Here is a 19855-nt window from a genome sequence, read left to right as displayed (position 1 = left end):
TAAAATTAAAAATCATAAAACTAAAATCAATTTTTATACCTGTTTTTTATCCTTAACTCCCCAATCAATCTTAACCCCCCTAAAACCACGAACTTTTTGTAAATATTCATAAGCCCGCAGAGCCGCTGTAGCTCCCCAGCCGGCCGAAACAACTATTTGTTTATAGGCGATATTAGTAATATCTCCGGCTGCTAAAATACCCGGCCGAGAAGTTTCTGAATCTAAATTTATTTTAATTTGCTTACGTTCATCCAAAGCAACCAATCCTTCTATTAACTGGGAGTTAACCACAAAACCCACCTCCACAAACACACCTTGCACTTCAATTGATCTGTTATTATTTTTAGGATCGGTTGATTTTAAAATTATTTTTTCTACCATCTCTTGGCCGGCTATTTCTTTAACTTCACTTTCTAAAATTACTTCTATATGAGCTTGTTTTAATTGCTCCACCAAAACAGCTTCAGCGCGGAAATCCTTACTACGATGAATTAAATAAACTTGGGGACAAAGCTTAGCCAAAAGCAAAGCGGCATCCACCGCTGAATTTCCTCCACCCACTACGGCTACTGTTTTATTTTTAAAAAGAGGGGCATCGCAAGTGGCGCAATAACTAACACCTCGACCACCTAATTCTTTTTCTCCTGGCACACCCAAATGGCGATGCGTTAAACCATAAGCCAAAATCACCGAATAAGCTCGGAAACTTTCTGTACTAGTAAGCACTGTAAAAATTGGTAAAGATTTTTCATCTTTTACTTCTGTTATTTTTATAACTTCACCAATCTTAAATTCAGCGCCAAATTTTTCTGCCTGTTCTTTAAAATTATTCATCAAATCCGGCCCGGTTACTAAACCTGTTCCCGGATAATTTTCTATTTCCGTAGTAGTGGCCGCTTGCCCACCAACATCTTGGCTAAGTATTAAAGTTTTCATCGCCCGACGCGAAGCATACAGAGCAGCTGTCAAACCAGCGGCCCCACCACCCACAATAATAGTGTCATACATTTTTTCTTCAACCATAAAACTATTGTTGTTTAGTAAGAGCGGCTTTTAAAGCATCCTTGCTTTGAACACCCACAAACCTTTCTACTACCTGACCATTTTTAAAAACTAATAAGGTCGGAATACTCATTACATTATATTGACCAGCTGATACTGGGTTTTCATCTACATTAAGTTTAGCTATCTTAGCTTTATTTTTGTCTGTCTCTTTGGCCAACTCTTCAATAATCGGACCCTGCATCCGACAAGGTCCGCACCAGGGAGCCCAAAAATCAACTAAAACAGGGGTAGTTGCCTCCACCACCTCTTTATTAAAAGTTGCATCGGTTAATAATATCTCTGACATAAGTTTATAAATTAATTAATTAAATTTAAATAAATTGGTTACCACACTATTTAGATTTTTTAATTTATCTTGACTGTTTTCATCAAAACAACCTTGAGCTTCCTGCTCTAAAAGCATAGTGGCTAATCTACCCAAAGAAGCCCGGACAGCAGCTATTTGTTGAACAATTTCTAAACAATCACGGCCAGACTCGATCATTTTATTTATACCATTAACTTGCCCCTGGCTTCGGTTAATTTGTTTTTTAATAGATTCTATATCACAACTTTGCATAATTTTTATACTAGTTACTAGTAGGTAGTATATACTATAAAGAAAAATAGTCAACTAACAATTTTGCGACACAAAAAATTATAATATAATTATATTAATATTAAAAAGAATTAACTATTATTTATTTTTTTAATAATTTAATTATTAAAAAAATACCTATTAATTAAATAATAAGTATTTAAAATAAACAAGTGGTGGACCCAAGGAGGCTCGAACTCCTGACCTCCTCCATGCCATGGAGGCGCTCTACCAGCTGAGCTATGGGCCCATTTAACTATCTAATTATAACCGATATTATTAAACTTGTCAATGAGCTTGATTAATGTTCTGTTCTATGTGGAACTTTGTCTTTATATAAAAAAACTAGCACTGGAAACACAATAACGGCTGTAACAATCCTTAATACTCTTCTAGGTTGCCTAATTAAACGCCATAGCCACTCTAAACCAAACCTTTTAATAATCTCTGGTGGTTGTTTAGCTATACCAGAGAGGTAGTCAATAGCTCCACCAACACCTATACCAATATTCGGTTCTATTTTATTAAAATAACTTTTAAGCCAAATTTCTTGTTTAGGACTGCCAAAGCCAACAAAAATTATATTAGGCTGGCAAAAATTAATATTATTAATTAATTCTATATTATCCAAATTATTATCTAAACCATTTAAATCATTTAAAGAAAAAATTGGGCCTTTTTTAAAACCCACTATATTGACCTTGGCATAATCTTCTTTAATTCTTTGTGTCGCAAAATTTAAAATATCTTGTTTTAAACCAGTTAAATAAAGCCTAAAACCTAATTTATCTGACTGCTTAGCTATTTCTTTTAAAAGATCAACTCCGGTAACCCGACCATTTCTTATTGATTTTTTTAAATAACGAGCAGCCAAGATAATTCCAAAACCATCAGCCAAAATTAAATCTGCTGAACTTAATACCAAATAATACTCTTTATTAAAAAAAGCTTTAACTAATATTTCTGGATTAGCTGTTAAAATTAAGTGTTTTCCTGGTGTTTTTATTAAATCAACAATTTTTTCAATTGTTTGATCAATAGACAAATCACTTATTTTAAAACCCAAAATATCCACCATAATATTAACCAAGAATTAAAATTTTTATTTTTTAACAAGCTTTTAATACTTACTAATAACTCACCTGCTCTTACTTTGGACCGTGGGGGAGTCGAACCCCCGACCTCAGCAATGCGAATGCTGCGCTCTACCAACTGAGCTAACGGCCCTAAGCAATAGCGGGTAAACACTAAAACCTACCTGTTAATTTAAAGGGGAAAGTACTAACTTAAAACAATTTACCTTATATTAGACTAAATATTTAGTGGTGCCCCCGCCAAGAATCGAACTTGGATCTAAGGCTTAGGAGTCCCTTGTTCTATCCATTGAACTACGGGGGCAAGATTTAAATTATATTATAACTTAAAGGCAACTACCAGCCTAAATAAAAACCAAAAATATTTACCCACAAACAAATTAGAGCGTGTCTTTCAATTTTTAAATTATTGGTTATTCTTTTTTGACTGGACAGTCTTTAACATACTACAATAGAGTTACTTTTACTATTATTGTTTTGTAATTATGTTTACTAAAAATGAATCTGGCTCAGAAGTTGAAACTATTATTGGGCCATCCGTTAATGTTGAGGGTAGTTTTACCAGCCAAGGTAATGTCAGAATAGAAGGTTCGGTTAATGGCTCTGTAGCGACCTCTGGGGCTTTAAGTATTGGGGAACAAGCTCACATCGCTGCCAATATCCAAGCCACCAATGCTTATGTGGCTGGTTATGTTAAGGGAAATATCCAAATAAAAGATCGTTTAGAATTAGCCTCCACCAGTCGAATTGATGGCGATATTTCCACTAAAATATTAATGGTAGCCGAAGGCGCCCAATTAACAGGTAAGTGTCAGATGACGGGTTTAACTAACAACGCTATCGCTACTGTAACCAAAAATTCCAAAAAATCTGAAAAAACCAGTGAGGCAGAAGCTTAGTCAATCCATTATTTTGGATTATAAGTTATGTCCTATTTTTATTTATACGATAGTTACTTACAAGATAAAGCTTATAGCAACCAACTAATCCGTCTGGAAACCACCTTAACAGATTTAGGTATTCAGGGGAAAATTGGCCGTTTAACTTTGTTAAAAAGCGTTAGTGACCTGATAGAAAACGGTCTTAGAGACGGTACTGACACTGTGGTAGCTGTGGGTAATGACACAACACTAAGTCAGGTGGCTGAAGTTTTGGCTCATCATCCTAAAACCACTTTGGGTTTTGTTCCTTTGGGTCAAGAAAATCAAACCTTAGCTTCTTTGTTGGGTATACCTATTGGAATTTTAGCTTGTCATATCTTGTCCAGCCGTATTATTGAAACAATTAATCTAGCCAAGATTAATAATCAATTTTTTTTACAATCCATTATCAGTCAAGGAACACCAATCATTGAATGCGAAAACAATTATCGATTAGTCCTACAAAAACCCCATAAAATAAAAATAAGCAATTTAGATTGGTGGGGAGAAGGGGAAGATAAAATATCAAACCCCAAACAAAAATTATTAGAAATGATCCTTGAACCTATCGCTAAAAAAAGCTGGTGGTCAATGAAAAAAAATATTATTAGTTCACCCTCTTTTTTACCTTTAAAAAAATTTACTTTAAGTAGCCAACAACCCTTAAGCCTAGTAGTTGATCAACACCGCGTCATGAAAACTCCGGCGGTTATTTCGGTAGCAACAGAAAAAATTCGTTTAATTGTGGGTAAAGACAGAAAATTCTAACTAATCGCTGGTTGGGAAACTCTTTCCGCCTCGTTTTTTTCAGAAATTTCTATAGCTGTGTCTTCTACCACAATTTTTTTTGTTGTAATTTTAATAATCTGCCTAGGATGAATAAGTAAAAATTTTTTAAACTTCCACCAACCACTAACCACTTGATAAAACAAAACAAAACCATTAGTTTCATCCAATTCCACAGCTTGAAGCCGGCCCAAATATACCCCCTCCTTACTAAAAACAGGCAATTTTTTAACTAACAACTTTTTCTTCATTTTTAGTAAAAGTTAAATACTGCTGACCAATAGTAATAAGGGTGTTCATCAACCAATAAAGAATTAAACCGGCTGGTAGGGTAAAACCAAAAACCATAGTCATCACCGGCATAATATATAAAGCTTGTTTATTTATAGAAGCAGCCAAACCTTCATCTTTAGAGGCTTCACCACTAATAGCTGGCTTAGTACTCATTAACATTTTAGCTTGCCAGTATTGAGACAAACCAGTAATCACAGCTAAAATAATATTCGGTTTTCCTAAAGACCAAAAACCTAAAAATAAATCCGAAATAGCCCCTGGATTAGCCACAAAACTATATAAACCAGAAAAATCATTGGTTGATAAACCACTACCAAAAACACTATACAAAGCAAACAAAAAAGGTAGTTGAATTAAAAGTGGTAAACAAGAAGAAAAAGGACTAACCTTTTCCTGTTGATATAAAGCCATTAATTCTCGACTCATCGCTTCCTTGTTACCTTTATTTTTTCTTTTTAACTCTTCTACTTTTGGTTGAAGTTGTTGTAAGGCTTTTTGTGATTGTAGGGAGCGACGCGACAGAGGATATAAAATTATTTTTAACAAAATCGTTAAAATAATTATTGCCAAACCAAGATCACCAACTTGATTATATATAAAAACCAATAAATTAAAAAGGGGACCGTAAAAAAATGTTTGCCAAAACCAACTCATAAATATTATCTATTTTAGGCTGGGTCAAACCCACCCGCGCCACCAGGGCGACACTTAATTAATCTTCTTAAACCAAACCACAAACCTTTTGCTAGATTATATTTAATAATAGCTTGTTTGGTATATTGTGAACAAGATGGATAAAAAATACAACCAGCTTTAGGCCAAAATAATCTTCCCCAACCATGATCGGGGGATAGGGTGTGCTGATATATCTCTATAACAAGAATAAAAACCTTCTTGAAAAACAATTGAAGTTGTTTTATAAAATTACTAATCATTATTCCCAGCTATTTAATCTTTAGAATTATTAAAAAAATAACCAACCAACTCTTGTTTAAAAACATTTTCTTTTTGATCCGCTGCTGATTTTTTAGCCACCAACACCAAATCATAACCTAAGGCTGGTGCCTCAGTTTTTCTAAAAGCACCCAAAATACGACGGCGACACAAATTACGCACCACAGCTTTGGTGCTAACTTTTTTAGACACGACAACAGCTAAACGCCTAACTTGCTGACTATTGGTGAAAAAACAATATATTATCAAATTGTCACCAACCCACTTTCTACCGCATCGATAAACCTTGGAAAAATCTATAGCCCTCTTTAGGGTTGGCTCTTTTTTAAACATAAACTAACTAACTGTCAATTTTTTTCTATTTTTTAGACGACGTTTTTTAAGAATAACCTTACCTTTGGCAGTTTTTTGTCTAGAACGGAAGCCGTGCTTTTTAAGCCTTTTTACTTTCTTGGGTTGATAAGTCCTTTTGGGCATACTTTTGATACAACAATTTATTAAGTAGCTATACTATACTAACAGCCAACCTTTTAGTCAATCCATAAATTATTAAATTTCCACAGTACCTCAACAGTTTATAAACAATTAGGCTAATTTACAGTTACCCTAAATACTGCTTATATGAATAGTGGACCCAATTACTATCTTCCTTATGAATCATCAAGAATTATGGAAATCCACATTAGGCGAGCTTGAGCTTTTTATAAGCAAGGCTAGCTTTACTACTTGGTTTAAAAATACCGATATAATTAAAATTGATAATGGTGTAGCCACAGTTATAGTCCCCAACGCCTTTACCAAAGCTTGGTTAGAAAACAAATATCATAATTTTATTATAAAAGCCCTACAAAATATCAGCCGTGGCCAAGTTAAGGAGGCTACTTATTTAGTTGAAACTTTAAAAAAACCTCTTTCCAAAACCTCCTCATCCCTAACAACACCTCTTGAATCCACCAAAGACACCCCCACACCAAACAATACTCTTTGCGGGCTAAACCCTAGATATATTTTTAATAATTTTATTGTGGGTAAACACAACGAATTGGCTAGGGCGGCTGCTTTGGCAGTTTCGGAAAAACCAGGGCAAACCTATAATCCACTCTTTCTTTATGGTGGTGTAGGTTTGGGTAAAACACATTTAATGCAAGCTGTTGGCCATGAAGTTTTAAAAAAAAATCCTGGGAAAAAAGTTATTTATGCCCCTTGTGAAAAGTTTACTACTGAATTTATACAAGCCATTGGTAGTGGAAAAACCGAAAAATTCAAATCCACTTATCGTACTGTCGATCTTCTATTAATTGACGATATACAATTTTTAGCTGGCAAAGAAGGCACTCAAGAGGAATTCTTTCATACTTTTAACGCCCTACACCAAAACAACAAACAAATTATCTTAACCTCTGATAGGCCCCCTAAGGCCATCCAAACCCTAGAAAATAGGCTTATTTCCCGTTTTGAGTGGGGAATGATTGCTGATATTGCTCCACCAGACCTAGAAACCAGGGTGGCTATTTTAGAAATAAAATGCCAAGAAAAAAACTATTCATTAAATCATGATATTATTGTTTTTTTGGCTAATTCTATACAAAATAACGTCCGTGAATTAGAGGGGGCTTTAAATAGAATTATTGCCCTAGATCAACTTAACAACAAACCACCCACCTTAGAGAATATTAAAGAATTAATGGGTAACACCCTGCCTAGCGCCAACCAATCCTTAACCACCAAAAAAATAATTCAAGTGGTAGCTAATTATTTTGATGTTAATCCTAGTGAACTGTTTGGTAATAGTCGCAAAAAACACCTGGTAGAGCCTAGGCAAATTGCCATGTATTTAATGAGGGATGTTTTAGCTTCTTCTTTTCCAACTATTGGCCAAGAACTAGGGGGTCGTGATCATACCACCGCCATGCATGCCTGCTCTAAGATTTCTCAAAACCTTACCTCTAACCCCAAACTCCAACAAGATATCAACAACCTTAAAGAACAATTTCGCTTCTCTTAATCATCAACCCTTTTTCCCCAACCACCAAACACAGTTTTCTCACTTTCAACCCACCAATTAAACCCTATTCCTATTAACCCTTTTTAACTTTTCAACTTATTAACACCCCCTTACTACTATGAAATTTATATGTACTCAAGAAAATTTAATAACAGGCATCAACATAGTTGTTAATATCGCGGGAAAAAATACTACCCTGCCAATTTTAAATAATATAAAAATTAAAACCACCGGAAGTGGTTTAGAATTGGTTTCTACCAATCTAGAAATAGCTGTTACAACTTTTATTCGCGGTAAAACAGAGGAAGAGGGGGAAATTACCTTACCAGCTAAATTATTAGCCGAAGCTGTTTCTTTGATGTCTAAAGAAAATATTACAATTTTTACCCAAGGAAGTGATGTTGTTTTATTAACCGAGAAAAACAAAACAACCTTACGCGGAGTACCAGTAGATGACTTTCCTGTTATTCCCAAGGTCAACCAAGGAACTAAGCTTACCCTACCAAACCAAACTTTGGTTGATGGTTTATCTAGGGTTATTTTTACTGTAAACACCTTAGAAAATCGCCCGGAAATAGCGGGTGTTTGTGTTTGTTTGGAAAAAGAAGAAGTTGTTTTAGTGGGGACGGATAGTTATCGTTTGGCGGAGGCTAGATTAGTTGTAAAAAAACAAGAGAGTATTATCAATCTTTTAATACCACTAAAAACCGGCCAGGAAATAATACGACTTTTTTCTGGCAAAGAAGGAGATTTAAATTTATTAATTGATGATAACCAGTTTTCTTGTAGTTTAGAGGGGGTGGAATTAGTTTCTCGTTTAATAAATGGTCAATATCCTGATTACCAACAAATTATTCCACAAAAAACCACCACCAAACTTAAGGTAAATAAAAATATTCTTATACAAGCTGTTAAGGCCGCCTCTTTATTTGTTCGTTCTGGTATTAACGATATTAAAGTTTTGGTGGATACAACCAATAAGGAATTGGTTGTATCTTCTTTGAATGGTCAATTGGGTGAAAATATGACAAAAATAAACCCAACAGAGATAGTTGGAGAATCTTTAGAAATAATTTTTAATTACCGGTATTTATTAGATGGCTTGCAAGCTATTGAAGGGGGGGAGGTTGGTTTAGAAATGGTTTCGGCTAGTAGTCCGGTTATTATAAAACCAACAGAGCAAAAGGGTTATTTATATTTATTAATGCCAATCAAACAGTAGTTTTTAAAGAAGATAATAATTGGTAGTAGAGGTTGATTGTTGGGGGGAGTTTTTTTCTGAAGCAGTTATAAAAAGTTTATATTGTCCCGTTTCTTTGGGGGACCAGAAAAAAGATGAGGTTGGTTGGATGTTGGTAATTACACCAAACCACTGTGGTGAAGAGTTGTTTAAAGAAGAGTAGATATCGATTTGTTTTAGGTTTTCTGGGCGACTACTGTTAATTTTTAATTCAATTGGTTGGTCAGATAAGTAGAGGTTTTTTTCTGTTGGGGAAATAATAGAACTGTGGTTGCTTAAAATATTGGTGGGCAGATCAAGTTTAATTATATGTTCAATGGTTGTTGAGTTTTCAAAAACGTCTCGACTAATAATTTTTAATCTGTGAGCGCCCTGGTTAAAGGGTAGTTGGTTAACTAGTAGAGAAAAAGGTGGTTGGGGGTTAGAGTTAATTAAGATATCATCTAAATAATAATCAACAGATTTAATGTTGTTTTTAGCTGAAGTTGTGACTGGTATTAACCAAGGTAAAGAAGTGATAGTTTGGCCCTCTTTGAGGGTGGGAGCGGTGAGGGTTGGTTGGGAGTCGGGGTTGTGGATATTATCATAAATTGTTGGAGCAACTGAATTGGTTTGGTTGTTTTTTTGTGCCCACAACTTAACAGCCTCTTCCCAGTTTTGGTATTGAGGATCCAAAGAAGGGTCTTGGGGTATTGGCCCCAAAGGATTTCCTGGAGAAAGATATTTTAAAATAGTGTGGTGTTCGCTAAAAGTTTTGGTTTGTTTAAATTCAGCAGGGGTAAATTCAGTGGCCAGATTACCAGATATTTTATCAATGATAACAGTTTGCCCACCTAAAGAGCCGTTAAGCATTGGTTTATTGGGTGAGGTTGGTAGAGGTTCATTAAAAGGAATGATTGGTAAGGAGGGGGAAATTTTTTTAAAGAAATTTTGCCAAATTGGAGCGGCCACTACTGAGCCATCGGCCCCTTTTTTCATAGCTTGGTTATTAGAGTTACCAACCCAAACCCCCACTGCTAGATTGGAGGTGTAACCCATTGTCCAAGCATCGTGGTAATTATTAGTGGTGCCGGTTTTGGCAGCCACTAAACGGTCAGGGAGGGTTAGGTGATTTTGTTCACCAAAAATATAAGAGCGAGCGGGGTTGTCTGATAAAATATTACTTAGTGTTCTAGTAGCTTCAACACTTAAGACTCGGGTACCTGGCGAATCTTTAAATTCTTGTAAGGTGTCTCCATTAGCATCTTCAATTTTAATAATATAATTAATTGGTTTGGTAATACCCTCTCTAGCAAAAGAAGCATAAGCTGAAGTGTGTTCCAATAAACTTACTTCAGCCCCACCTAACACCAAAGACAAACCAAAACGAGCCTGGTCGTTAAGTGTGGTATAACCCAGATCTTGAGACAATTTTAGAACATTATTTAATCCAGTTAAGTATAACAATTTAACAGCTGGTATGTTAAGAGAACCAGCTAAAGCACTTCTTAAGTTAATGGGGCCGCGTTCTTGTCCATCGTAATTATTGGGTGCGTAATCCTTAGGTTCGGATTTAAAAATTGTTTGAACGTCGTACAGTAAACTATTGGGTGTGAAACCTTGCTCAAAAGCTAAAGCATAAACAATTGGTTTAAAAGAGGAGCCGGGTTGTCTTGGCCTGATAGAAACATTTACTTGGCCTTGGATAGAATCTTCAAAATAATCAGTCGAGCCGACCATGGCTAATATTTGGTTAGTGGTGGCATCTAAAGCAACCAGAGAGGCGTTGTGAGCGTTGTAGGGGGTATTTTTAGCCTTAGCTTCGGTTATGGCAGCTTCAGCCGCTGTTTGTTTGTCTAAATCTAAAGTCGTAATTATTTTTAAACCACCTTGTTCCACAGTTTTTTCTCCATAAATTCTGGCCAACTGCTCTTTAACAAAAAAAACAAAGTGGGGGGCAATAATAGATTCGCGACGTGGTTTAAAGTCCAGGGTTGTTTTTTTGGCTTCTTGTGAGGCTTGGGTTGTTATGTAACCCTGTTCCACCATATTATCTAAAATGTAGTGTTGTCTTTTAATGAGTTCATCTACATGGCTACCCCAAGGCGAATAATAGGTTGGTGATTGTGGTAAACTAGCCAACAGAACAGATTCAGCTAAATTAAGGTCCCTGGATTTTTTGCCAAAAACCATTTCCGAAGCGGCTTCTACTCCATAAGCGGTTGAGCCGTAAGGTATTTCGTTAAGGTAGAGTTTTAATATTTGGTCTTTACTGAAACGTTGTTCTATTTGATAGGCTAGGACCAATTCTTTTATTTTTCTGATATAGGATTTTTCATTGGTTAAAACAGCGTTTTTTATAAATTGTTGAGTAATAGTCGAACCGCCCTGGGCTCGTCGGCCTCTAATTAGGTTAACCAAGACAGAGCGTACCAAAGAAGTAAAACGGAAACCTTGGTGTTCATAAAAGTTTCTATCTTCAGCTGTTAAGGTGGCTTGTTTGAGGTAGTCGGGAATATCTTTTAGTTCTATAGAGGTGCGTCGTTCTGTTCCGTGGATATCATAAAGAACTTTTTGGCCGGTGCGGTCATATATTTTTGTGCTTTGCGAAACCACTCGCCTAGCAATACCTTCAGGGCTAGGTAAATCGCGACTTATCCAAGCAAACATTATTACCCCAAACAATAAACCACTTAAACCAACTAAAAGTACTAATTGCCACCACCAGCGTCGCCAACCAAAGTTTTTAATTTTTCGGCGGGACCATTTTTTTGGTAAATTAGGTTGTTTTTTTATCATAAAATCTATTTTATAGTATCATTGTATATGGTACAATAAATTAAGTCATTATGCCTAAAAATATTAATCAGGAAATATTAAGTCGGGGGGTAGAGGAGGTCTTTGTTTTTAAACACCTGGCCGAAAAATTAAAACAACGCAAGCTGTTACGGGTTAAATTTGGTATAGACCCAACTGGCCCTAATATACATTTGGGTCGAGCGGTTCCTTTGTTAAAATTAAGAGCCTTGCAATCTTTAGGGCACACAGTGGTTTTGGTTATTGGTGATTTTACTGCTCAAATTGGAGACCCTTCGGATAAGTTGGACAAACGACCTTTATTAACTAAACAGCAGGTTGAAAATAATTTAAAAAGTTATAAAAAACAATTAAGTAAAATATTAGACACGGACAAGGTGGAGTGGCATTTTAATAGTCGTTGGTTAAGCAAGTTGAATTTGCAAGAATTTTCAAAATTGGCTGAGGCTTTTACTGTTCAGCAAATGTTGTCTCGGCGTAATTTTAAAGAACGCTATAATAAAAACCAAGAGATAAGTTTACGGGAATTTATTTATCCTTTATTACAAGGTTATGATTCGGTGAAAGTTAAGGCCGATTTGGAAATTGGTGGCGCTGATCAACTATTTAATTTGCAAGCAGGGCGTTTGTTACAGCCTTTATATGGTCAATTATCGCAAGATATTTTGACCACACAAATGTTAGAAGGAACAGATGGTCGAAAAATGTCTACCAGTTGGGGTAACACTATAAACATAACAGAATCTCCTCAAGAAATGTATGGCCAAGCCATGTCGATTAAAGATGAATTATTACCTAAGTATTTGTTGTTAACCACAAATCTACCTTTAGTTGAGGTGGAGTTTTTGATTAAACAACTAACAAGTAACATTAATCCTAAAACAATTAAACAAAAATTAGCTTGGCAGTTGGTGTCTTTTTATCATTCAATAAAACAGGCTGACGCGGCAGCCAAAGAATTCGATGTGGTACACAGACAAAAGTTAACACCGAATCAAATACCAACTAAACCCCTACCCAAACAAAAAGATTGGTCAGTGGTAGATTTGTTGTTTAGTTTTAAATTAGTTTCTTCTAAAAATGAAGCTAAACGATTAATTGAGCAAGGTGGGGTAAAAGTGAACAAGCAAACTATTATAAATTGGCAGCAAATAATAAAACTTGAAGCAAATTTATTACTTCAAGTAGGCAAAAGGAAATTCCTTACTTTTAAGTAAATTTATCTAAGATTAGCCAAAAAACTTGGTTGAACTAGAGTTGCTAAGGCTACAGCCAAAGCATCAGCTGCGTCGTCGGGTTGGGGTATAGTTTTTAGTTTAAAAGTAAGTTGGAGCATTTTTTGCACTTGAATTTTGTCCGCTCTTCCTTGACCAGTGGCCGCAATTTTTACCTCTTGAGGTGACAATTCTATAATCGGGCAAGCTTGGGCGGTTAATAAAAAAGAAATTACACCGCGGGCTTCGGCTACATTTAAGGCGCTTTTTACGTTTTTGGAGAAAAATAATTTTTCTAAACCAGCTTTAATAGGTTGGTATTTTTTAAGAAGTTTTGTTATTTGCTGACCAAGCTGTAAGAGCCTTTGATTTTGGGGAAGTTGGGGATTGGTTTCCCAACAGCCGATTTTAATTAGTTCTGGTTTACTGGGCTGTCCACTTAAAACAGCAAAACCCAAACGTCCGATGCCAGGGTCAAAACCGATTATATATTTTTTAGGTAGCGTTGTCATAAGTGTTAGTAACATCATCATCATTATTTAAAGCCTCTCGCAGAGAGTCTAATTTATCAGAATCATTTTTATCTGGGATTGGTACATTGTTATTGGCCACTGGTTCAACCGAGCTGTAAGAAATAATTAGTTGATTAGTTTGGCAGACTTGTTTAATAATTTCTAATTGATTGCTTGGGGCGGTAATTAAGAATTCATTTTCCATTTCTTCAATTTCTTCGGCGCCCGCTTCGATTAGTTTTAATTCAATTTCTTCTTGATTAGTGGTTGGTTTATTAACTGTTATTAAACTTTTAGGTTCGAACATCCAAGCAACACTACCATTGTCGGCTAATCGGCCCCCGTGCTTATCTAATAAATGTCTTAGATTGGCAGTTGTTCGGTTGCGATTGTCGGTCAGTGTTTCTATTAAAAAAGCTACACCGTTCGGCCCATAACCCTCATAAATAACCTCTTCTACGTTGGCACCATCTTCTTGGCCAGCACCTTTTTTAATAGCCCGGTCAATATTTTCTTTGGGCATGTTGGCATTGCGGGCCTTATCAATAGCTAAACGTAGTTTAAAGTTCATTTCTGGATCAATGCCTAATCTAGCTGCCGCACTTAAAGCCTTGCTTAATTTGGTAAAAATTTGGCTACGTTTAGCATCAACAACGCCTTTTTGTCTTTTAATTGTGGACCACTTAGAATGACCAGACATAAGGAAAAGGAATTAAGGGTTAGAACCGCCAGCTGGCGGGAAGAATTAAGAAGGTGTTTATTGTTTAAGTTCACAATTCTTAATTCGTGATTCTTTATTCTTGTTTGCTATACTACCTACATACTTTAGCATTGATTAGCAAAAAAACAACCGGTCTTTATGAGAAGGTCTTTAGCTTTTTTTGGTTCATTATATAGGTGGTTCACAAATAATTCTACCAGGCAATTATTTTTAGCTGGTGGTGTTAGTTTGTTGGCTTTAGCTTTTTTACAATTAAATCCGACACTTAACGACCCAGATTCTTTTTACCACATTGGTTTAACTGTTTGGCTTAGGGATTATGGTTTGCTTAATTATTTTCCCTGGACACAATATTCTTTTTATAATCAAATTTTTATTGATCACCATTTTGGTTATCATCTTTTGTTAATACCTTTTGTGAGTTTGTGGCCAGGTTTTTGGGGTATTAAGATAGCTACTTTGTTTTTTGGGAGTTTGACTTTATTTTTTTTGTGGTGGTTACTGGTTCGTTGGCGGGTGCCTTATTGGGGCTGGTTAGTACCAGTGGTTTTAGCAACGAGCCCTTTTTTGTTTCGTTTGTCTTTGGCTAAAGCACCGTCTTTATCGGTGGGGCTTTTGTTGGTGGCTTATTATTTGATTAGTGAAAGAAAAATAGGGTGGTTGTTTTTGTTAAGCTGGTTTTTTGTTTGGGTTTATAGTGCTTGGCCTTTGTTAATTGTTTTGATAGTTATAGAAATAATTGCTGGTTGTTTATTTGGTAAGTTGTTTTTAAAGAAAAAAATAACCCAGATTTTTAAAGATAATAAGTATGTATTGGTTTTATTAAGTTCATTAGCAGGTTTGGTTGTTGGTTTAATTATCAATCCTTATTTTCCTAGAAATTTTATATATTTAAAACAGTTATTTGCTATGGCCCTAAAGCCTTACCATAGTTTTTTAGCTATTGGCGCAGAGTGGTATCCTTTCCCTGTAGTAGATCTTATAGCGGCTGGTACTTTTATTGTTGGTTTGTGGTTTTTAGCTACTTTGGTGGCTATTATTAATTATAAAAAAATTAGCCAACAAACAATGGTTACTTGGCTGCTTTCTTTGTTGTTTTTATTTTATACTTTAAAGGCTCGGCGTCAGGTGGAATATTTAGTACCTTTTATGGTTTTATCAGTTGGTTTTATTTTAAAGGATGGTTGGATATTTTTGTTAAAGTGGTTAAAAAATTGGCGTGATTTTTTGCCTCGTCCTTTGACCGGGCAATTATTTTTGTTTTTTTTAATAACCTATTTGGGTTTGGCCCTACCTTTGGGTTTAATAATTGGTTATGGGCGGACTTATTGGTCCTTGCGTCAAGGTTTTACCGAAACAAATTTATTAAAATCTGCCAACTGGCTTAAAAACAACACACCAGCCAATAGTTTAGTGTGGCAGACTGATTGGGGAACCTTTCCTTTATTATGGTATTACAATAGCCATAATAATTATTTAACCGGTTTAGACCAAACCTTTATGTATGCTTTTAGCCCGGATTTATATGAGCAGTGGCGACAAATAGTTACCGGCCAACGCCAGGATGTTTACGAGGTGGTAAAAAATAATTTTAAGTCGGATTATGTTTTGTTAGAAAAAAGAATTCCTGCTATGTTGTATAGTCTTAATCGGGATAAAAGATTTTCTAGGGTTTATCAGGATGAGGAAGTAATAATTTTTTCTGTTAATTAAAATTTATGAAAGATTTTTGGTTGATTATTCCAACTTACAATGAGGCTGATAATATTGGAGAGTTAATAAAAAGGTTGTGTGGAATTTTCTGCCAGTGTTCTATTTTAGTGGTAGATGATAATTCTCCGGACGGTACAGCTGATTTGGTTAGACAAACTCAAAAGCAATTTGAGAATATTTATTTATTGGTTAGGCCTGGTAAATTAGGTTTAGGTAGTGCTTATCAAACAGGATTTACTTATGCTTTGGAAAAAGGCGCTCTGGTGGTTGGTCAAATGGATGCTGATTTTTCTCATGCGCCTGAAGATTTATTTAAACTTATAGATAAAATAGAAAGTGGTTATGAGGTGGTTATAGGCTCCAGGCGGGTTAGGGGGGGTGGTATAGTGGGTTGGGGTTGGTGGCGGTGTTTTACTAGTTATTCAGCTAATGCTTTGGCTAGAAAAGTTTTATCCTTAAAAACTAAGGATGTAACAGCTGGTTTTAGGTTATATAGCCGGTCAGCTTTGCTTAAAATTGATTGGGTGAATATAAAAAGCAATGGTTATGCTTGGCAGGAAGAAATATTATTTTTGTGTGAAAAAGCTGGTTTAAAAGTGGCGGAAGTACCAGTTTTGTTTGTTGATCGTGAGCGGGGTAAATCTAAGTTGGGTTTGAGTGAAGTTTTTAATTTTTTTAAAGTTATCATAAAATTAGTTATCAAATAGTTTAATCAAAAAAACCTTTTGTTCAGAAACAAAAGGTTTTTTATGGGAGAGTTTTTATTTAAGGTACATTTACGCAGCAGGTTTTAGCGTCCGCTTCGTTACAGGTTTTATAGTTAGAAACAACCCCACCGACAGCTGAACAGTCGCTACTTGAAGACATACAAAGTTCTCCAGCAGCTTGGCCACAAACGACTGTTTGTGGAGTGTTAGTACCATCACTTAAAGTAGCTTTTTTAATTTGATTAATGGTGAAAGAAGCTAAAGCGTAAGAAGCTAGAATAATAAATAAACCAATTACGGCCCCAGCTAAAAGCTTTTTAGCTTTGGTTATTTTTTCTTCATTGCCGGCGGCTGTCATCCAAGTAAAGCCACCGTAAATTATTATTAGAACAGCGACAACACCAATAACACCCAATAATAAATTAATTATTGTGGCAGCAATATCAATCGGACCAACACTAGAGGTTGGCAGACCAGCTGCCGTGGCCGTATCTTTTAGGCCATAGTCACCGATATTAGGGGATTGTGCAGTAACGGCCAGCGTTAGAGTCGTAAAGACAAATAAGCTGGCCGTAAGAACTACCAATCCGAACCTTAAGTGGTTCAGAATTTTCATAAATAACAAAATCAATTAACCAATAGACCCGGTAGCATTAGAAAGGTTGTTGATGATAAAGGAAGCAATGGCGAAAGCGGCCAAAATAATTACTAAGCCGACTACGCCGGCACCCAATAATTTTTTAGCTTCACCCACCTTTTCTTCATTGCCAGCAGCGGTCATCCATTTAAAACCACCCATGAGGATGATAATGACGGCTACAACACCCAAGAAACCCAAAACTACATTGATAATCTGGGCGATAGTTTCCACCAAATCTCGATTACCCAAATTAACATCCTGTTCTAGGTTATCAAGCCCGAAATTGGTTTGGGCTAAGGCTACAGCCGGTAAGCCATAAATTACTGTATTAACGGCTGAGGTGATAAATTTTTTCATACTGTCACCTCCTTCCTTATTTTGCGACATACTACTTTAAAGTGTAGAGTCTATTGCTTTAATCTAAGCACTTTTTGGCTGGGTAGTCAAATAATTTTGTTTAAGGACAAAGCTTCCCAGCTTGGAATTTTAAGTATTCTTTAGGTAAATAACAGGCACCATCAATTTCATCATAAGAGCCACCAATAAAAGAACAGCCCCAAGGTATAACCGGACTAGCTACAGGTGGAAATATTTTTGGTTCACACATAAAATTAGTTAAGCCGTTACGACACTGTTGGTGGCCAGCTAGATTTTGCTGGCAATAGCCAACATCGACGCAGTTTAGATTTTGGTACCACTGGCCGCTTAAGTAGTTATCTCGCACCTGTTTACAATTAACAGCTGTTTCTAAGGAGCAGGTGGACTGGCGAGGTCCGTCTATATAATTACTTTCTGTTCTTAAACAAGCCCATTCTTCGTTTTCAGAACCACCTAAAGAAGCTGGGGGGTAATCTTCACCTGGTAAATACATAACATCGGCATAACAACTAGCGCTTTTATCTCCCTCACCAGCTAGAGTATTACCAAACGGACAAGAACCATCCTGGTTAGTGGTGCTTAGAGGTTTAAAAATTTCTTTTTGACATTCAGAAGCTAAAATTCTATTTTTATTAAAGTTACCAGGTAATATTTGTACGCAAGCACCAATATTAGAGCAGTCAATTTCTTGTCCATAAGATTTACCAGCCTTAAAATCAGTAGTTGCCTTCAAACAGTCTTTAGTTTTTTCAATTGTACAAGTGGCGCCGTACTTTTTATTAATAGGTTCTCTAAAACAGGCCACCTCTTTGGCAATAGCGTCGGGTGGTAATGTTTCCAGATTAGCAGCTGGTGGTTGGCCCGATTGCAAGAGTTTGGCAAATGGCGCGTAAGCAAAACTTATAACAGTGTAAGAACCTAAAACAATAATTAAACCCAAAACAGCATAACCTAAAGTTTTTTTAGCTTTGGTTATTTTTTCTTCATTGCCAGCCGCCAGCATCCAAGTGGCGCCGCCATAAATTCCCATTAGCAAAGTTAGGGCCCCTAGACCGCTTAATAAATATCTTAAAATACGTTGTCCGTAGAATTCAACTGGTGATTTTCCAGTCATACCCAAAGGGTCAAATAGGGTTGTTTGTCCGGTGGTAAAAGTTATTTGACCACCACTTAATAATTTTATAACTGTATCTAATATTGTGTAGCTGGCAATGGTTAAAATAAAACCTAAAATTGCGTATACAACCATATTTTTCCCTTTGGCAAAGTTTTCCGAATTGCCCGCTGCGGTTAATATTCTATAGCCACCCAAAATAACTATTATTAAAGCTAAGGTGCCAGTAATAAAAACTAATCCATAAGCTGCTCGGGCAAAAATTTGATTAACAGCCACATAACCACCACCCACCGGGTCTAGTGGGTTTTGTAAAGCGGTTTGAGCTAGGCTGGTTTGAGGTAACAAAGAAGCTAGCCAGATACTTAACCAGATTGTAATTAAGGATAGTTTTTTCATAAAAAATTATTCAGGTCGGCAACAAACCCGATCAGCTGGCCCACCACACAAACCAACTTTACAGCGATCAGGGGCATCCTTACAGTTGGCAGCGGTTAAGCCACAAGCACCAGCCGTTTGGCAGTCACCATTAGTAATTGTTAGATTACACAAAGAGACACATTTTTTGTTTTGACAGCGTCCGTTATCTTGATAAGTGTTTTGTACCAAAACGCATTCAGTATTATCGGGTTTGTCTTTACAAAATTCTGCGTCAGTTGGCAGGGCGCAGCCTAATTGGTTTTTCCACCAACTTTCCGATAAGGCTACATAATTAGGTAGGGTTTGATTAGTTGGTTTGGTTAAAAGAAAGAACATAATACTTATTAAAAAATAACCAGCCAAAATTATACCCACACCCATTAAAGTGGAAACAATTAATTTACGACTGGCAGTTATTTTTTCTTGGTTACCTGCGGCCATAATAAAACCTTGGCCACCCCAAATAAGCATTATTAAAGCTAGGCCCCCAAAAATGGACAGAATAACTTTTTGTAAAACTACGAATAAGCCGACAAAGTCACAAAAAGAACAAGTGCCTTGCTCGGCGCAGGCTTGTGGCAGGTTGCCAACAATTCCTTTGGAAATATCAAAAGCTTGGGCAACTAAAGGGAATAAAAAGAAGGCCCCGATTAATAATCCAAACCACAAATAGTACCTATTTTTTTTCATATTATTATTTTAGCA

At 36.1% G+C, this 19855-nt stretch carries 23 protein-coding genes and 3 tRNA genes; 7 read left to right on the top strand and 19 right to left on the bottom strand.

Annotated features, from left to right (window positions below):
- Positions 1-33: 33 nt before the first annotated feature.
- The 7 genes from KKC17_02655 to KKC17_02625 form a co-directional block, all read right to left on the bottom strand.
- Positions 34-1023 (bottom strand): FAD-dependent oxidoreductase, encoded by a 990-nt coding sequence (locus tag KKC17_02655; protein ID MBU1039103.1) that lies wholly within the window; start codon positions 1021-1023, stop codon positions 34-36.
- A gap of 4 nt (positions 1024-1027) precedes the next feature.
- Positions 1028-1351, bottom strand: a complete 324-nt coding sequence (trxA, locus tag KKC17_02650) for a thioredoxin (GenBank protein ID MBU1039102.1) — start codon at positions 1349-1351, stop codon at positions 1028-1030.
- 15 nt (positions 1352-1366) lie between these two features.
- Entirely contained in the window at positions 1367-1624 is a 258-nt protein-coding gene (locus tag KKC17_02645) for a metal-sensitive transcriptional regulator (GenBank protein MBU1039101.1), read from the bottom strand.
- Positions 1625-1816: 192 nt separating this feature from the next.
- A tRNA-Ala gene (locus KKC17_02640) sits at positions 1817-1892 on the bottom strand.
- A gap of 51 nt (positions 1893-1943) precedes the next feature.
- Positions 1944-2720, bottom strand: a complete 777-nt coding sequence (locus KKC17_02635) for a WecB/TagA/CpsF family glycosyltransferase (GenBank protein MBU1039100.1) — start codon at positions 2718-2720, stop codon at positions 1944-1946.
- A 76-nt stretch (positions 2721-2796) separates the two neighbouring features.
- Positions 2797-2869, bottom strand: a tRNA-Ala gene (locus tag KKC17_02630).
- Between the two features lie 96 nt (positions 2870-2965).
- Positions 2966-3040 (bottom strand) — tRNA-Arg (locus tag KKC17_02625).
- Between the two features lie 181 nt (positions 3041-3221).
- On the opposite strand from KKC17_02625, the gene KKC17_02620 reads away from it, so the two are divergent.
- Entirely contained in the window at positions 3222-3635 is a 414-nt protein-coding gene (locus tag KKC17_02620; protein MBU1039099.1) for a polymer-forming cytoskeletal protein, read from the top strand.
- A gap of 27 nt (positions 3636-3662) precedes the next feature.
- Positions 3663-4424 carry a hypothetical protein gene (locus tag KKC17_02615; protein ID MBU1039098.1) on the top strand — a complete coding sequence of 254 codons (762 nt, stop codon included), beginning with the start codon at positions 3663-3665 and terminating at the stop codon, positions 4422-4424.
- Here KKC17_02615 and KKC17_02610 read toward each other — a convergent pair.
- From KKC17_02610 to rpmH, 5 genes are read right to left on the bottom strand one after another with little or no spacing between them, the layout of a single operon-like run.
- The gene (locus KKC17_02610; protein ID MBU1039097.1) at positions 4421-4693 is read right to left on the bottom strand and encodes a PRC-barrel domain-containing protein; all 273 of its coding nucleotides are present in this window, start codon (positions 4691-4693) and stop codon (positions 4421-4423) included. The two genes, KKC17_02615 and KKC17_02610, sit on opposite strands and share 4 nt — an antisense overlap.
- On the bottom strand, positions 4671-5390 hold the full coding sequence (locus KKC17_02605) for a YidC/Oxa1 family membrane protein insertase (protein MBU1039096.1): 720 nt from the start codon (positions 5388-5390) through the stop codon (positions 4671-4673). Before KKC17_02605 ends, KKC17_02610 begins: the two co-directional genes overlap by 23 nt.
- A 14-nt stretch (positions 5391-5404) precedes the next feature.
- Positions 5405-5671 (bottom strand): membrane protein insertion efficiency factor YidD, encoded by a 267-nt coding sequence (gene yidD, locus KKC17_02600; protein MBU1039095.1) that lies wholly within the window; start codon positions 5669-5671, stop codon positions 5405-5407.
- Between the two features lie 13 nt (positions 5672-5684).
- Positions 5685-6023, bottom strand: a complete 339-nt coding sequence (gene rnpA, locus KKC17_02595) for a ribonuclease P protein component (GenBank protein MBU1039094.1) — start codon at positions 6021-6023, stop codon at positions 5685-5687.
- Positions 6024-6026: 3 nt separating this feature from the next.
- Entirely contained in the window at positions 6027-6167 is a 141-nt protein-coding gene (rpmH, locus tag KKC17_02590; protein MBU1039093.1) for a 50S ribosomal protein L34, read from the bottom strand.
- A 175-nt stretch (positions 6168-6342) separates the two neighbouring features.
- Here rpmH and dnaA point away from each other — a divergent pair, with 175 nt between their 5' ends.
- Both dnaA and dnaN read left to right on the top strand, forming a co-directional pair.
- On the top strand, positions 6343-7695 hold the full coding sequence (gene dnaA / locus KKC17_02585; GenBank protein MBU1039092.1) for a chromosomal replication initiator protein DnaA: 1353 nt from the start codon (positions 6343-6345) through the stop codon (positions 7693-7695).
- A gap of 118 nt (positions 7696-7813) precedes the next feature.
- Complete coding sequence (dnaN, locus tag KKC17_02580) at positions 7814-8917, top strand: DNA polymerase III subunit beta (GenBank protein ID MBU1039091.1); 1104 nt, start codon at positions 7814-7816, stop codon at positions 8915-8917.
- 3 nt (positions 8918-8920) lie between these two features.
- Here dnaN and KKC17_02575 read toward each other — a convergent pair whose 3' ends face one another.
- Entirely contained in the window at positions 8921-11713 is a 2793-nt protein-coding gene (locus KKC17_02575; protein MBU1039090.1) for a transglycosylase domain-containing protein, read from the bottom strand.
- A 50-nt stretch (positions 11714-11763) separates the two neighbouring features.
- Here KKC17_02575 and KKC17_02570 point away from each other — a divergent pair, with 50 nt between their 5' ends.
- Positions 11764-12948: a tyrosine--tRNA ligase gene (locus tag KKC17_02570; protein MBU1039089.1), complete on the top strand. Its 1185-nt coding sequence runs from the start codon at positions 11764-11766 to the stop codon at positions 12946-12948.
- A 2-nt stretch (positions 12949-12950) separates the two neighbouring features.
- Here KKC17_02570 and ruvC read toward each other — a convergent pair whose 3' ends face one another.
- Positions 12951-13457 carry a crossover junction endodeoxyribonuclease RuvC gene (ruvC, locus tag KKC17_02565; protein MBU1039088.1) on the bottom strand — a complete coding sequence of 169 codons (507 nt, stop codon included), beginning with the start codon at positions 13455-13457 and terminating at the stop codon, positions 12951-12953.
- On the bottom strand, positions 13441-14157 hold the full coding sequence (locus KKC17_02560; GenBank protein ID MBU1039087.1) for a YebC/PmpR family DNA-binding transcriptional regulator: 717 nt from the start codon (positions 14155-14157) through the stop codon (positions 13441-13443). The genes ruvC and KKC17_02560 overlap by 17 nt, the downstream gene beginning before the upstream one ends.
- A 159-nt stretch (positions 14158-14316) precedes the next feature.
- On the opposite strand from KKC17_02560, the gene KKC17_02555 reads away from it, so the two are divergent.
- Together KKC17_02555 and KKC17_02550 are read left to right on the top strand one after the other, a co-directional pair.
- Positions 14317-15891, top strand: coding sequence for a hypothetical protein (locus KKC17_02555; GenBank protein ID MBU1039086.1), 1575 nt, complete (start codon positions 14317-14319; stop codon positions 15889-15891).
- Between the two features lie 5 nt (positions 15892-15896).
- On the top strand, positions 15897-16598 hold the full coding sequence (locus tag KKC17_02550) for a polyprenol monophosphomannose synthase (GenBank protein ID MBU1039085.1): 702 nt from the start codon (positions 15897-15899) through the stop codon (positions 16596-16598).
- A 58-nt stretch (positions 16599-16656) separates the two neighbouring features.
- On the opposite strand, the gene KKC17_02545 is transcribed toward KKC17_02550, so the two are convergent.
- From KKC17_02545 to KKC17_02530, 4 genes are all read right to left on the bottom strand, one after another.
- Positions 16657-17214 (bottom strand): pilin, encoded by a 558-nt coding sequence (locus tag KKC17_02545; protein MBU1039084.1) that lies wholly within the window; start codon positions 17212-17214, stop codon positions 16657-16659.
- A gap of 15 nt (positions 17215-17229) precedes the next feature.
- Positions 17230-17625: a pilin gene (locus tag KKC17_02540; protein ID MBU1039083.1), complete on the bottom strand. Its 396-nt coding sequence runs from the start codon at positions 17623-17625 to the stop codon at positions 17230-17232.
- A 70-nt stretch (positions 17626-17695) separates the two neighbouring features.
- The gene (locus KKC17_02535) at positions 17696-19129 is read right to left on the bottom strand and encodes a pilin (protein ID MBU1039082.1); all 1434 of its coding nucleotides are present in this window, start codon (positions 19127-19129) and stop codon (positions 17696-17698) included.
- 6 nt (positions 19130-19135) lie between these two features.
- Positions 19136-19840, bottom strand: a complete 705-nt coding sequence (locus tag KKC17_02530; protein MBU1039081.1) for a pilin — start codon at positions 19838-19840, stop codon at positions 19136-19138.
- Positions 19841-19855 lie beyond the last annotated feature (15 nt).

This window comes from Patescibacteria group bacterium (genome assembly GCA_018817715.1).
Lineage (GTDB): Bacteria > Patescibacteriota > Patescibacteriia > Veblenbacterales > UBA10138 > JAHITT01.
Note: the sequence above shows the minus strand (reverse complement) of the source record. Positions and strands in the feature narration are given on the sequence as shown.